Genomic DNA, 14486 nt, shown 5'->3' on the forward strand with positions numbered 1-14486 from the left:
CGATCTTTGAGCCTTGAAGTGCGGATCTAACGGCAAAATAAGGCTGAAGATCCAGGTGGGTTTGAAGTGGGCTAAAATCAATATTCTGACAGTCTATGGGGAATTGTCCTTCCCTTTCAAACCGTAAAATACACCGCAGGAGACCCTCATGCCGGGGGGTCACCCGCGTAAAAAGGATATCAGAGCGCAGGTTTGGTCTTCAGCGCTTCTACCAGGAGCTGAACACCTGACTCGATATCACCTATATCAACAACCTCGACCGGCGAGTGGATGTAGCGCGCGGCAATAGAGAGCGGAACGCTCGGGATACCCCCGCGCTCAAGATGTATGATCGTTGCATCAGTGTTGCCGCCTGTTCCGACCTCAACCTGGCATGGAATGTTCTTCCTCTCCGCTGTCTCTCTGAGCCAGGCGACCATCGCGGGGTTGGATATGAGTCCGCGCCCGCTCGCGTTGACGATGCTCACGACAGGCCCCTTGCCCATCTCGACGCTTGCGTCCTTCTTCTCGATGCCCGGGTGATCTCCGGGGATGGTGACATCGGTTGCGATGGCACAATCAGGATTCAGTGAGTATGCGCTCACTTTCGCCCCCTTAAGCCCCACCTCCTCTTGGACGGTGAAGACGGCGTAGATGGTGTGTGGCGACGCCATCTGTTGCAACGTCCGGATGAGCATAGCGACGCCAACCCGGTTGTCTAGCGCTTTGCCGGTAACACGGTTGCCTGCAAGTTCTGCGAACTCACGGTCTATGGTTATGGGTGTGCCGATCTCGATCCCGAGGTTCTTTACCTCATCCTCACTTGCAGCACCCACATCGACAAACATATCCTCGATCTTGATCTCCTTTTTGCGCTCTTCCTCCTTCATCATGTGTGGCGGTTTCGCGCCGAGAACGCCCATGACCGGGCCGTTTTTGCCGTGCAGAATCACCCGCTGTGTGTAGAGCACCGGCCCAAACCAACCTCCGATGGGAACGACCCTCATGAAACCCTTCTCATCGATATACTGGACCATCAGCCCTATCTCGTCCATGTGGGCGGCAAGCATGATCGAGAAGTCATCGCCGCGCTTCACAGCAATCAGGTTGCCCATAGTGTCCTGTAGGAACTCGTCGACCGATCCGGCAACCTCAGCCTTTATGATATCCCTTATGCTACCCTCGCTGCCTGAGGCCCCGTGGGCGTCGGACAACTTCCGCAGTAACTCTTTTACCATTATTTGCTCACCTCATCAACTCCCCGAGGCGTGCGATCGCCCTTGATAAATTCTGTCTCGAGGTCGCGTAACTGATACGCGCGTAATCAGGCGCCCTGGAGCCAAAGGCATCGCCCGGCACGATGATGATACCGTTTGCAATGGCCTTCTGGATCAGGTTCTGCCCCATTGGAACAAACATGTAGAACGCACCCTCTGGTCGCGGGAAATCGAACCCAAGCCCGGTGAGACCCTCGTAAAGGAGGTCACGCCGCGCACGATATTCCTCCCGCATCCGTGCCACCGGCGTCTGGTCACCGGTGTATGCGGCGAGCGCAGCATACTGCGATATTGAGGTCGCGCACGCCTGGGCATACTGGTGCACCTTGAGCAACTGCGGGATGTAGTCTTCCGAGGGTACTGCCAGGTAGCCGACCCTCCACCCGGTCATGGCGTAGGTCTTGCTTGCGGCGTTGACGGTGATGACATCGTCGCCAAAACGGGCTGCACTGACGTGCTTCTTCTCATAGATAAAGTGCTCATAGACTTCATCCGAGACAACTGTAACCCCACGGTCGTTTGCGTACTCCACGAGAGCGCGGATAGACTCCTCGCTCTCGACGGTGCCTGTCGGGTTTGACGGCGAGTTCAGGACAAGAAGTCGTGCCCCGTCCATCTGTTCCTTCGCCTGTTCGACGTCGATATGAAGAGTAGAATCAAGTGCAACACTCACGGGGCGCCCGCCAGCGATGACTGCAAGGGCAGGATAGGAGAGGAAACCCGGGTCAGGGACCAGTACCCGATCCCCTGGATTTACGAGTGCCTCCATGACCAGATGGAGCGCCTCACTCCCTCCTGCCGTGACCAGGATCTGCTCCGGCAGGTATGTGAGCTTGTTCTCGCGTGCAAGCTTTCCGCAGATCGCCTCCCGGAGTTCCGGAATCCCTGCGTTTGGCGTGTAACCCGTTCTACCCTCTCTTATGGCGGCGATTGCTGCCATCTTAATGTGGTCGGGCGTATCAAAGTCCGGTTGCCCGATACCCAGGTTTATCGTGTCCGGCCCACCGGCATCAAAGAGCTTGCGGATGCCGGACATCTCCACCCCAACTACACGGTCGGCATATCTATGTTCTTTCATATACTTACCTCACTCAATGTTGGCGTGCCGGCATTGGAGATCCTCCGGTCGGCAGCTGGTGATCTCCATCAATCTGGAGATAATAGCGTCTGCAAAGACCATGGCGGTCGTCTCGAAGATGGTGCCAAGCGGCGCAAAAGATTTGAGCTCCCCCATCATCTGCCGGATCTCGAACTCTGCAGACTCGTCTGCAACCTTGTCGCGCTGGCTCTCGATGATTACGACGCAATCAGCTATTTTGGCGATCCTTGAGCCTTTCTTTGAGGTGATAAGGCAGAGCCTTCCGCCGATCCACCTTGCAGTTTCAGCGATATCTGCAACCGTCTTGGTAGCGCCTGACCCGGAGAAGACTATGAGGACATCTCCTGGCTGCATGGCCGGTGTTACAGTCTCCCCGACGACATACGCCGTGAACCCGAGGTGCATCAGACGCATGGCAAAAGCTTTTGCCACGAGCCCTGAACGGCCGGCGCCCATGGTATAGACACGGTTTGCGTTCAGGATCTCGGAGATAAACGCATCGATCTCTTCATCAGACATACCGTCTGCGATGGTTATGATCCTGGTCGCCATCAACCGCATCATCTCCTTAACCGGGTGATCTGTCATACTAACTCCGGAATTAGATTTAAGCGAATCATACATTAGAATATCCCGACCCCTATGGGACAGGGGGACATGTATGTTACGCAGGGGTTTGATTGAACCGCCAGTGGGGTCTCCAGGTGTCACCGCAGCTACCCGGATTGTGGTGGGGCGCGGTGGTAGACACCCGGAATTCGACCATCACTGGAGTTGCCCGCCACAAGTGTTAACCCTATCGGATCCATTTGATGATGCAATTTGACGGTTTTCGGCAGGGCACGATCCACGACCCGACTGAGGGGAAAGAAGTGGTTGGTGATGGGTCGAGGATATCAGTACTTATACCACCGTCCTTTTTCATCATACTCTCCCTGCAATTGTATTACACCGGCAACCAGGCTGTTGAAGAAACTCGCCTTGTAGGTGTAGTGGAACGCCGAGAAGAGCGCGACAACGATCGCATAGATGATTGCAGTGATCCAGATCCCCTCTGTTCCGATGAGGGCCAGGACGTCCTCTGGCATCAGCATCTGGAGTTCTGCAGGGCTCATAGTTAGAAGGGGTTCGAGTTTATTCACAAGAAGAGCTGACCAGGTAAAAAGCGCCACAAACCCGAGTAGAACAAGAACTACAATATTTATCAGGTAGAAGACCAGCACGCTCCAGAGGTTGTTCATGACGAACTCAACACTCCTCCGGATCGACTCAAAGGTTTTTGTCCTCTCGAAGGCCGCTGCGGTGTCGTAGAAGAATGTGAAGAAAGCGATCGATAAGACAACACCGAGAAGGAGCGCGGCCATGTTAACCGCGATGACTCCACCGATAAGCGCGAGCGGGATCGCTAGCAGGATGACCGTCAGCACGACGGCGAAGAAGATGACAAACGATGGCAGCAGTATCCGGAAGTAGCAGTCCTTCCCTGATCGCACAAATCCCGCGCCTGAGAAATCCCTCTCCCGGATCATACCGTAAATCCCGCCCGCAAGAAACGGCATCACGAGTACCTGCAGGAGCAGTAATGGCTGCGTGTAGAACGCCCCCACCTCGAGTGGGACGATGAGATCGAGAAGGGTGAGAAGACCCATGACAAGGCCCACTGACCAGAGGATGGGGTGCCGCCAGAGCAGAGCGGCGGCATCGGTGACCGATTTGAGCGTCATGCTCACCGGTTCCGTGGCATGGCAACGATCTCGCGCACCTGCAGGTCGAAGAAAGATGCGGTGTGCGCGGGGCGAATGACGCAGACAGTATCGGCACCGCTTGCGGTGCCCCCTGCCGCGATCACCTCCTCATCAATGCCTATCACACCCTGGTCAGCAGCGATGAGAACGCACTCCACCGCTACCTTCAGGCCGACCGCGACAATGCGCCGCAGCGCCTCGGCGATCGCCTCGGTTCGGGAGGCGCCTCCAAGTCGCTGTGAGCGTGATATGGCCCGCTCAAGCCCGGATAATGCATGTGTCCCTGTGACGATCTTTGCGCTGCCCTCATGGAGGGTCGCAGCGGCCTCGGGTGAGAACTCCCACTCACCGGGTTTTGAGAAACCAACAACGTGTGTGACAACGATGAGTTCAAGACCCGTTCCAGCCATGACCTCCTGGAAGAGGAGTGCTGTGCGGCCGGTGGTGCTCGCGACAACAATCTTCCTGATCCCGAGTTCCTGTGCCCGCTCGACGGCAAAATGGGCTGCATCGTGTGTGTTCTCCGCGCCCGGTGAGTCAAAGTAGTATGTATTCCGCGTTACAAAGCCCATGCACTCATGTTGTCATTTCTCCTAATTGAATCTCCCGTAAGGCTGGCGGGAAAGAAGATGATAAATGGTGGATGCCCCAACACTACTCTCAACGCTAACAGGAGATACTCTCATGATCACACTGGCCATTGCAGGAAAACCGAACTGCGGGAAATCAACGTTTTTTAAGGCAGCAACTCTGGCTCAGGCTGAGATTGCCAGTTACCCGTTCACAACCATCGATGCCAATCATGGCGTCGCGTATGTAAGGACTGCCTGCCCCTGCAAGGAGATGCATGTCCCGTGTGAGAACTGTGTGGATGGTGTCCGATTTGTCCCTGTCGGACTGATCGATGTGGCAGGTCTTGTCCCCGATGCTCACCAGGGGAGAGGGCTTGGAAACCAGTTCCTGGACAATCTCAGGCAGGCGGATGCGATTCTACACGTCGTGGATGCAAGCGGTGCGACGGACGCCGAAGGAAACCCGGTTGAGATCGGGTCGCGTGACCCTCTGAAGGACATCGAGTTCCTGCAGTATGAGATCTCAATGTGGATGTATGGTATCCTATCGCGAAACTGGGCGAAACTCCAGCGTCAGGCCCAGGCACGGGAATTTTCACTGGCGGCGGCGATTGCGGAGGTGTTTGCAGGTCTGGGTATAACCTACGAACATGTTCGCGATGCCACCACAGCGGTCGGGGTGGACCTGCGAACGGCGGGAGAGGAAGAGATGGTGGAGTTCTGCCGTGAGTTGATGAGAATCAGCAAACCAATGCTGATAGTCGGGAACAAGGCCGATCAGGCGCCGAAAAAGTGCCTTGACCGACTGGCAGGGCGTGATATCATCTTTGCAAGTGCGGCCGGTGAACTTGCACTCAGAATGGCCGCAGAGGGGAAGTTTATCCGTTATCTCCCTGGTGATCGGAGTTTTGAGATTTTTCCAGGGGTAAACCTCAGCGCTGCTCAGCGTGCCGCCCTACAGAAGATAGCCGCATTCATGGAGAAGTTTGATGGGACCGGCGTTCAGATGGCGCTGGATACGGCGGTCTTCAAACTTCTGGACAGGATCGTGGTATTCCCGGTCGAGGATGAGCATAAACTTACCGACAGCAAGGGCAGGGTGCTTCCAGATGCGTTTCTGATGAAGCGAGGGTCCACTCCTCGTGACCTTGCCTATCAGGTTCACTCGGATATCGGCGAGGGGTTCCTCTACGCCATCGACGCAAGGACCGGGATGCGGGTCAAGGATACCCATGAACTAAAGAACGGTGATATCATTAAGATCGTGAGTGTCCGCAGGTGAATGGGCGGGTTACTGGGGATCCGCACCGGCGCAGAACACCCAAATCCCGGGTTTTGGGAGATCTGGAAGGAGAAACCATCTCGATGACATGCAAGGGAGGGGCGGAGGAAGATCCCTCCCTCACCCCGCCGGGGCGACTCTCAATAGATACAGTTCCCTGGAGTAAAGAACCTCCGGATCGTTTTATTCCGCCAAATACACGACTTTCCTGGCCAATCGCCACGTACTGCCCGCCCCTTGAGGGGGCGTGAGGAGGCCGCGTGAGCGCCGGGCGGCGAGGGTAGCCAGTAAGGGATTTTCACCCGGGGTGATTTGATTTGGCCCACGCATAATACAGGGAAAAGGTGGTGAGATGACATCTTGATCGCCGATTTGATTGCCCCTGTTTGTAGCACGCGAACAAACCGATAGGCATTTATGTAAAATTGAGGATAAACGATTGTCATGGGTGGCGAGGTCTACCAGGCTCAGGTTCTCCGGAACTTCTTTGACACCATTACCGGGACGGACAGGAACCTGACCCGGATCTACATGTGCGTGATTAGCCTTGCCAAACTTCGGATGGAACCCCCGGAGAAGATGACTTTTTTGGTGGATCAACTTCGCAAGTCCAGACAGAAACGCGAACTTTCTGTTGACATTATTGATTATATGTGTGATGTGGCGCGCGACCTTGAAATCACCACAGTCCAGACCGCGTTCGGCGTCAGAGACGTCAACAGGGTGGCTGATGAGTTCAGCGGAATAAGTCTTGACTCGCTTTGATTCGGTTTTTCCCCGCACCCACGCGAAGGCTGCTGCCTGGTAGAAGGCTTATCTCCACGGCAGATCAACAAGTCAGCAGGTGGTTTTTTGCGGATATCCATGAAGCTCGAGATGAAGGACCAGCCTGGCCAGCTGGTCGCAGCCCTCCAGCCGATCTCAGCAGTCGGCGGAAACATCATCGCAGTAATTCACCAGAGAGAGCCCCATGCGGCTACAGAGGTGCTGGATGTACAGATCGTGCTGGAACTTCCAGAGGGGCGTCTCGAGAAGCTTCTTGCCCTGCTCAGGCAGCAGGGTGTCAAAGTCGTGCGTATAGGGGAGGAACGTCTCCTCTATGAGTCTACGCTGATCATGATCGGGCACCTGATGCACACGGACATATCCGATACAGTCGATCGGATCGACACAACCGGCTCGGCCGAGGTTACGGAACTCTCGCTTATCATGCCGGCGATTGATTCGCCATCGTCTGCGCGCATCACCATTCGTTCAACAACCCGGGCAGAGATGGAGAGGGCGATCCGGATCCTGCGCAAGGTAGCAGAGCAGAAGGACATTCTCATAATCGAGCCTCTGGAGGGCATATGATACGGATAGCCATCCTCGGCTTCGGGTCCGTCGGTCGCGGCATAGCCCGTGCGATCCTTGCAAAAAATCTTGACATCCTTGTCACCGGCCTTGCTGACTCACGAAGCGGAATAATCGATCCTGTCGGGGTCGACCTTGAAGCAGCACTTGCCAGAAAGGAGGAGGGTGCTCCCTGTGGCAGTACGGATATTCGGCCGACCGATGTGGTGACCCGGGCGGACTACGATGTCATGGTGGAGGTGACCCCTACAAACGTGGAGAACGGCGGGCCTGCACTCCATCATATCCAAACGGCTTTGCGGCGGAAGAAACACGTTGTTACATCAAATAAGGGTCCAATCGCACTTGCATATCCGGAACTGCTTGCGATTGCTGAGGAGAATGGTGTTACCCTCAGATACGAGGCAACGGTCTGTGGTGCTATTCCGCTCATCCATGCCATGCAGGAAGGGCTTGCCGGGAACACCATCTCCCGACTCTATGGCGTCTTTAACGGCACCTGCAACTACATCCTCACCCGGATGGCTGCAGAAGGCCTCACCTACGCGCAGGCTTTAGCTGAAGCCCGTGAACTCGGGTATGCCGAGGCAGACCCCACATACGATGTTGAAGGTATCGACGCGGCGATCAAACTGGTAATCCTGGCAAACACCGTTCTGCATATGCAGACCACGCTTGATAGAGTGGAGAGGACAGGGATCGCTCTTCTGACGCCCGAGGCCCTGCAGCTGGCTGAAGAGCAGGAATGTACGATCCGGCTGATAGGTGAGATCATCCCGAAGGCCGGCGTGCTTCGTGTATCGCCGCGTATACTTACGAAGACCCACCCCCTCGTTGTCGAGGGGACACTCAACGCCGTTACAGTGGAGACAGATCTCGCCGGAGACCTTACGTTCATCGGTAAGGGCGCAGGCTCCACCGAGACCGCCAGTGCTGTGATCGGCGATATACTCTACATCCGTGACAGATATGTCCAGAGTTCTTGAGCGGAGAAAGCAACTATTGCGGTTGATGCGCCAGGCAACGCTCGATACCGGTTACTTCACGGTCGCCGGTATCGCTGAGGTAACCGGCATCCCCCGAAGCACAATCCAGGACTGGGTTAATCGTCTCATCGAGGAGGGGTGCGTCTCTCTGCTGGAAGAGCAGCGGGGTCGGCACGCTGCGCGGTATGTGGCCAGTAGCGTGATGCCAGAGACTGCCTGCCGCAGGGTATTCACCACAATTGATGGTGAAGAGGTCGAGATCTACCATGAGTGCATGAGCGGGGGGTGCGCTGCGTTCTGCGAGTTCCATCACACCCGCGCCGGCGGTGCTCTCCAGACTGTCTGGCGAGACGGGACGCTGCTCCGTGAGCGGGCACACCTCGGACGGCAGGAGGTCGCTGTCGGGCTGGACCCTGCGCCGGCAGTAGGGATAGTCGGTGTCTTTCACGAAGATGACTGTATCCGCCAGCAGATCAGATGTATCGGCGGCCCGGCTTACTCCCTCACCGATATGATGTCCTTTGCAGAGGGCGTATGCGGAGTCACCGTTTACCGCGAGGGCCCTCTGGTCGAGGGGGAGGTGGTAACCCGGGCGCTTGCTTACGTCGCTATCGGGATAGATGACACCGATACCGCCACCGAGGGCGCAACCTTTGCCCTGGCTCTTGCCCTCCTGCAAAACCTTGCGAAACTTGATGGCGTCATGCCGATCGGTCACCGTGTCGCGATGCTTAACCCCCGCCTCGAACCCAGGACAGCCGGAAATTCCTGTAGTTGCATCGAACTTGCAGTGGAACCCCGGATGATCCCACGGATAGAGGAGGCCGCGGTGCGATTTGTCGCAGGGGAGGCGGCGTCCCACGAGTGGGGAATCGCTCTTCGAGAGGGGTTTCGGGTACCTCGTGATCTCAGGGCTTATGGCAAGGGGGCAAGAGAGTCGGTGATCGATCTGGAGATGGCCGAGGCCACCGCCAGACATTTCGGGGTGCATCTCCACGGTGGGCGTGGTGTTATCGGGGCACTAGCGGCGATCTCGCTCATCGGTCTCCCGCACGACGTTCTGCTCGATCCAGGAAAGGATGTCTGCAGAGGCCTGGAACCAGCGGGTCACGGCGATCAGTGAACTCCGATCTCGATCATGCCTGCATCGTCCGGTTTTCTTGTAAGGTGAGTTAGGTTTTCCCTTTTTCTTCCATTTACATGAGTTCTTTCACGGAGCCCCCGGTGCTCTTCCGTAACCTATAAGTACAGGGATATGGATGATACACATCATCGAGGCGAGTGGACGTGCGGGCCGAACTGGAAGAAGAGATCAGGAAACTTTCCTCTCTGGCGCGAGAGCGGGGGGCGGAGCCACGATGGATAGAGGCCCATGAGATCGTGGTCGCAGAGTGGGTGCGGTTCAAGTGCCGCTACGGTTGCAAGGGCTATGGGAAGCATATGTCCTGTCCGCCCTATGCTCCAGCACCAGACGAGACGCGGCAGATGATCAGCGATTACAGCACCGGGCTGCTCCTCAGGTTTGAGGGGATACCGGGGCATCCTGACCTCAAGCCAGAAGAGATACCGCTTGACTTTCACCCGTTTCTGCGGGACCTTATCCTCTGGGTGAACTCAACGGTGCATCTCCTGGAGAAGACAGCGTTCTACGATGATTTTCCGAAGGCCTTCGGGTTCGGGGGATACCCATGCATATACTGCGAGCACCTCCACTGTGTCGCCGAGGAGCAGGAAGGTGTCGTTGACGAGAGCATCCGCAGGTTCTGCCGGCACATGGATCTCGTCAGGCCGAGCATGGAGGCCGCCGGGATAGACGTCTTTTCCACCGCCAGAAGGGCGGGATGGGACATCCATATAGTCCCATGCAGGAACCTTGAGTATGGCAAGATCGAGCACGGCAACATTACCTCCGTAGGGCTCGTCCTGATCGAGTGAGTGTCCCCCCGCGCACACTCTCAGTAAAAAGTTGGCGAGTTTATATCTCAGAATCGTTGGTTCGAGGGCCCCGGATATCCCGCCACGTCAGGAAGCCTCCAATTTATGCCTCATTATGCATCTCCCGGGCTCAGGTATGCACCTTTGAGGAGGAAGCCCCTATGGGAAAAAGGTTCGTGGCCGAAGCACCTGGATCTGGTGCCATTTCCAGGTCTTCAGGAGTCCCGGAGCCCCTGGATAAACTCCTCGGTCATATGATAGGCGTCGTCGTCCCTGAACTGCAACGGAGGGTGCTTCATGAAGTAGGCGGAGGGTGAGATCAGCGGCCCGCCGATACCCCTGTCAAGGGCAAGCCTGCAGCAGCGGATGGCGTCAATGACTATCCCGCCTGAGTTTGGAGAGTCCTCAACGGATAGGCGGAGATCGAGGTACATGGGGACATCCCCGAAGATCCTCCCCTCCATCCTGAGGAAACAGACCTTGTTGTCCTTTTGCCAGCAGACGTAGTCGCTCGGGCCGATGTGGATGTTGTCAGCGTCAAGGGGTTCTTTGAGGACTGACTGCACAGCCTCAGTCTTTGATCTCCTTTTTGAGGCAAGGCGGTCACGATTGAGCATGTTAAGAAAATCTGTGTTACCACCAGTGTTCAGCTGGTATGTTCGGTCAAGCACAACACCCCTCTGGCGGAAGAGATCGGCAAGAACCCGGTGTGTGATTGTTGCGCCGATCTGACTCTTGATGTCGTCACCGATGATCGGAAGACTGTGCTCCTTAAACCTCTTTGCCCATGCAGGATCGCTTGCGATAAAGACTGGCATGTTATTGATAAAGCCTACACCAGCCTCCAGCGCACACTCGGCGTAGAACCTTGTGGCCTTCTCCGAGCCAACCGGGAGGTAGTTGATCAGCATCTCTGCACCCGAGTCCTCCAGTTCCCGGATTATATCCTCACGTGACGCCTCCTCATCATCGGCGAGCACGAACCTGCACTCCTCTTTGTAGTCCAGCATGTGCTCCGGAAAACCATCCAGTACCCGTCCCATCCGGACGGTCACACCGGTTTTCGGCACCTCCGGACAGAAGACTGTGGTGCAGTTCGGGAGAGCGAAGATTGCTTCTGCAACATCCTTTCCAACCTTCCTTGCATCAATATCGAATGCCGCGACCACTTCGATCTCGTAAGGCCGGTAACCACCGAGATCCCAGTGCATCAGCCCGGTTACGTCCTCCCCTCTCTTTTCTCGATAATATTCAATTCCCTGAAGCAGAGAACTGGCACAGTTTCCAACACCCACTATTGCAATCTTGATCGAATCCACAACAGCCCTCCATCATGCGGTATGGTTTCTGGCAAGGATCATCACTCCCGATATCCAAAGCCAGGCACAGCAGTATAGGTTGCGAGATGCACTCTACTCAACAACTGTGATTTAAGAGTAATTTGCTGCAGCGAGAAATATAAGGATATGCTATGGGATGTGGTCAACCACAGCCGACAGAATGTATTGGGGCATGATACCATGTTTGGCACCATGCCCATCTGGGGCTTTCGGGGTCGGGCAGTGCGTGGCGATAGGCCGGGAAGGCCGTGTGGAGCAGATCCCCCGGAATCCGCCCATCAAACCAGCGCATCGCCTGAAGGAACTGGTTTGATAGACTTATCACGTTCTCCACGGTAACCCGGCAGGAACGACCAACATTCCAGGTTGCGACGCTTTGAAAAAGTTCTGTGTAATGTTACACCTCCGCAACTTTTTTTTACTTTAACCGATCCAGATCGTGACTGTTCATATTCAGGAGATGGTTAACTATGGTAGGTTTTGAACATGCATTGATCGGAGAGGCGCTTGTTGGCGAAGGCCCGGAGGTTGCTCATATCGATCTGGTCATCGGCAAGAAGGGGAGCAGCGTGGAAGAGGCGTTTGTCACGGCGCTTGCATCGCCCGCAAAGGGGCACACCCCGCTCCTTGCGGTCCTCACTCCGAACGTTCCGGCAAAGCCCTCTACGCTGATGGTAAACAAGGTAACCATAAGGAATGCGGCCCAGGCTCTCCTTATCTTCGGGCCTGCCCAGGCAGCCGTCGCAAAGGCGGTCGTGGACAGCGTTGCTGAAGGTATCATCCCGGAAGCGCAGGCTGATGACCTGTTGATCATAGCATCTGTCTTCATAGAGTGGGACGCAAAGGACAAGAAAAAGATCTATGACTGGAACTACGAGGCGACAAAGACCGCAATACGCCGGGCGATAAGGGGCGAACCGAGGATGAAAGATGTGCTCGCACAGAAGGATACCGCAAAGCATCCCTTTGCATGAGACACCAGATACGGCAGATAATTGATTCCACGTGATCTTTCCCCTGTACCGGGGGTGGGTCACCCTCCCTCCCCCAGACCGGGTTTGGAGATGGTATTTGAGATCCCGGATCCGGGACGCCCACCTCATTCTGCAATATAACTGGAGAGTCCCTCGTCTGTCTGGCTCTTTTCAGTCAAGAAGAAGATCGTCACGAGAAATGTTCAGAAAAAGGTATCTGGGATTGGCTTCTCATGCGCCGACCGGGACTCGAACCCGGGTTTAGGCGTTGGCAACGCCTAGTGATAACCACTACACTATCGGCGCACGCGTGTGCTTTCGCACTGTGTGCCTTAAAGGGTGAGTTTTCAAGGCTAATAAGCCTATCGAAGATTTGCCCGCTGCGATGGCTGCGCAACGTCTTACTAACGGTCTCCCTGTAGTAGAGCCTTCCTGATGTTTCGGTTTGCAATTATCCAGAGACCCGGTGTCAGGATCAGGATAAATGCGGCCATGGCGTAAGCGATGATCTCTGCGGAGATGAGCAGGAGATTGAAGGTGCCGTGCAGCGCCATCCCCAGAATTAATCCACGACGGATGATCGAGGGGCGCTTCTCGGCGGGTGCAAACCTGGCCTGACCTAGAGCGTAGCCCCAGACTCCGGCAAAGAGCGCGTGGCCGGGGACTGAGAATAGCGCACGGGCAACGATTGTGCTGAGGGCAAGAGAAGGGGAGGTCAGGTAAGCCGAGAAGACGTAGAGAACGTTCTCAATGGTTGCCAGCCCCAGTGCGGCGGCAGCGGCGTAGACGATGCCGTCCATAGGCTCGTCGAACTCGGTGTTCGGGTATGCAAACCGATGCACAACCGCAAACTTGCCGTACTCCTCAACTATTGGTGCTACAACGGCGCCCATGAGAAGGGGTGACGCGACGAAGAGGCCGATGAATCCCTCGGCGAAGGCAACGGGAAACGTAACCAGGAGGCCAAGGATGAAGATTTTCACAATCATGGCCGCCGGTTCGGGCTTGAATCTGTCCCTCCGGTAGAAGTACCACGCCCAGAATAGACCCGGCGCAAGTGCCAGAACCAGGACCAGAAACGGCTCAACGGCGACCATGCTTATTGTGTCATGGCTTTATAGAGGAAGAGCTTTTCCGTCTGTGGGAATCCGTTCTCTCGGCCGGTTTTTCAATAGCATACCCATAGCCGTGACCGGTAAGACCTCCCTCTGGCAGATGGGTCGCGGTCGCCTGATCCGACCCCACAGATCCATCAGTTTCCGTTGAAACTGGCTTTTCAACACCTTAATGTAGTCTATTCACCACACTATAGAACGAATGATCCCTCTCATGCTTGATCTGACGGGCAGGAGGGTGCTTATCTTCGGTGGAGGCGATGTCGGTGCCCGGAAGGCTGCGTACTTCGAGCATGAGGCGGAGGTGACGGTGATCAGTCGTTCTTTCTCACCGCGGCTTGACGCTCTCTTGGTCAGGCGAGAGGAGGTCGACCTCGCCTCTCTACCGGATGAAGCGATCGGGGAACTGCTTGATGGCGCATTTCTTGCGGTAGCCGCAACACCCGATCCAGCCCTCAATAACCGTATCGGAAGACTCTGCGCCGCGGCCGGTATCCTCTTCAACAACGCCGCAGGGGAACCGGGCGACGTCATAATCCCCTCTCTCGTCCGCGGGCGTAACTACCTGCTTGCGATCAGTACCCGCGGGAAGAGTCCTGCTGTATCCCGCTACCTCCGGATGAGACTTGAGTCGGAGTATGCGAACCTGGATAGGATGATCGACCTCCAGGAAGAGATACGCTCGACGCTCCGGGAGATTGAACCGGTGCAGGCAGAGCGTTCCCGCACCCTCTGGAAGATCCTGCTGGATGACGAGATCTGGGAGGCACTGGCCACCGATTATGGCCGTGCACGCGAACTGGCGATCTCGAGGTACCTCCATGTCTGA

The 14486-nt window shown here is 56.0% G+C and carries 15 protein-coding genes and 1 tRNA gene; 8 read left to right on the forward strand and 8 right to left on the reverse strand.

Annotated features, from left to right (window positions below):
* Positions 1-179: 179 nt before the first annotated feature.
* The 5 genes from QMC91_RS02165 to QMC91_RS02185 form a co-directional block, all read right to left on the reverse strand.
* On the reverse strand, positions 180-1217 hold the full coding sequence (locus QMC91_RS02165) for a M42 family metallopeptidase (RefSeq protein ID WP_300234697.1): 1038 nt from the start codon (positions 1215-1217) through the stop codon (positions 180-182).
* A gap of 7 nt (positions 1218-1224) precedes the next feature.
* A complete protein-coding gene (locus tag QMC91_RS02170; protein ID WP_300234700.1) occupies positions 1225-2334 on the reverse strand; it encodes a pyridoxal phosphate-dependent aminotransferase in 1110 nt (369 codons plus the stop codon).
* 9 nt (positions 2335-2343) lie between these two features.
* Complete coding sequence (gene hxlB / locus QMC91_RS02175; protein WP_300234703.1) at positions 2344-2943, reverse strand: 6-phospho-3-hexuloisomerase; 600 nt, start codon at positions 2941-2943, stop codon at positions 2344-2346.
* Between the two features lie 308 nt (positions 2944-3251).
* A complete protein-coding gene (locus tag QMC91_RS02180) occupies positions 3252-4079 on the reverse strand; it encodes a hypothetical protein (protein ID WP_300234705.1) in 828 nt (275 codons plus the stop codon).
* Positions 4080-4081: 2 nt separating this feature from the next.
* On the reverse strand, positions 4082-4672 hold the full coding sequence (locus QMC91_RS02185) for a pyruvate kinase alpha/beta domain-containing protein (RefSeq protein ID WP_300234708.1): 591 nt from the start codon (positions 4670-4672) through the stop codon (positions 4082-4084).
* Positions 4673-4784: 112 nt separating this feature from the next.
* Between QMC91_RS02185 and QMC91_RS02190 the strand changes: the two genes are divergently transcribed.
* The 6 genes from QMC91_RS02190 (at position 4785) to QMC91_RS02215 (ending at position 10228) form a co-directional block, all read left to right on the forward strand.
* Positions 4785-5954 (forward strand): redox-regulated ATPase YchF, encoded by a 1170-nt coding sequence (locus QMC91_RS02190; RefSeq protein WP_300234710.1) that lies wholly within the window; start codon positions 4785-4787, stop codon positions 5952-5954.
* Between the two features lie 444 nt (positions 5955-6398).
* A complete protein-coding gene (locus QMC91_RS02195; protein ID WP_300234713.1) occupies positions 6399-6719 on the forward strand; it encodes a hypothetical protein in 321 nt (106 codons plus the stop codon).
* A 99-nt stretch (positions 6720-6818) separates the two neighbouring features.
* Positions 6819-7307, forward strand: a complete 489-nt coding sequence (locus QMC91_RS02200; protein ID WP_300234716.1) for an amino acid-binding protein — start codon at positions 6819-6821, stop codon at positions 7305-7307.
* Complete coding sequence (locus QMC91_RS02205) at positions 7307-8293, forward strand: homoserine dehydrogenase (RefSeq protein WP_300235177.1); 987 nt, start codon at positions 7307-7309, stop codon at positions 8291-8293. The genes QMC91_RS02200 and QMC91_RS02205 overlap by 1 nt, the downstream gene beginning before the upstream one ends.
* The gene (locus tag QMC91_RS02210) at positions 8277-9416 is read left to right on the forward strand and encodes a helix-turn-helix domain-containing protein (RefSeq protein WP_300234719.1); all 1140 of its coding nucleotides are present in this window, start codon (positions 8277-8279) and stop codon (positions 9414-9416) included. The genes QMC91_RS02205 and QMC91_RS02210 overlap by 17 nt, the downstream gene beginning before the upstream one ends.
* Positions 9417-9574: 158 nt before the next feature.
* Positions 9575-10228, forward strand: a complete 654-nt coding sequence (locus QMC91_RS02215; protein ID WP_300234722.1) for a DUF2284 domain-containing protein — start codon at positions 9575-9577, stop codon at positions 10226-10228.
* 215 nt (positions 10229-10443) lie between these two features.
* On the opposite strand, the gene QMC91_RS02220 is transcribed toward QMC91_RS02215, so the two are convergent.
* Positions 10444-11547, reverse strand: coding sequence for an inositol-3-phosphate synthase (locus QMC91_RS02220; RefSeq protein WP_366944355.1), 1104 nt, complete (start codon positions 11545-11547; stop codon positions 10444-10446).
* 491 nt (positions 11548-12038) lie between these two features.
* Between QMC91_RS02220 and fae the strand changes: the two genes are divergently transcribed.
* Positions 12039-12542, forward strand: coding sequence for a formaldehyde-activating enzyme (gene fae / locus QMC91_RS02225; protein WP_300234727.1), 504 nt, complete (start codon positions 12039-12041; stop codon positions 12540-12542).
* A gap of 234 nt (positions 12543-12776) precedes the next feature.
* Here fae and QMC91_RS02230 read toward each other — a convergent pair.
* Together QMC91_RS02230 and QMC91_RS02235 are read right to left on the reverse strand one after the other, a co-directional pair.
* Positions 12777-12848 (reverse strand) — tRNA-Gly (locus QMC91_RS02230).
* A gap of 98 nt (positions 12849-12946) precedes the next feature.
* A complete protein-coding gene (locus tag QMC91_RS02235; protein WP_300234730.1) occupies positions 12947-13639 on the reverse strand; it encodes a PrsW family intramembrane metalloprotease in 693 nt (230 codons plus the stop codon).
* A 232-nt stretch (positions 13640-13871) separates the two neighbouring features.
* Between QMC91_RS02235 and QMC91_RS02240 the strand changes: the two genes are divergently transcribed.
* Positions 13872-14486 (forward strand): bifunctional precorrin-2 dehydrogenase/sirohydrochlorin ferrochelatase, encoded by a 615-nt coding sequence (locus tag QMC91_RS02240; protein ID WP_300234733.1) that lies wholly within the window; start codon positions 13872-13874, stop codon positions 14484-14486.

Source organism: Methanoculleus sp. (assembly GCF_030019085.1).
Lineage (GTDB): Archaea > Halobacteriota > Methanomicrobia > Methanomicrobiales > Methanoculleaceae > Methanoculleus.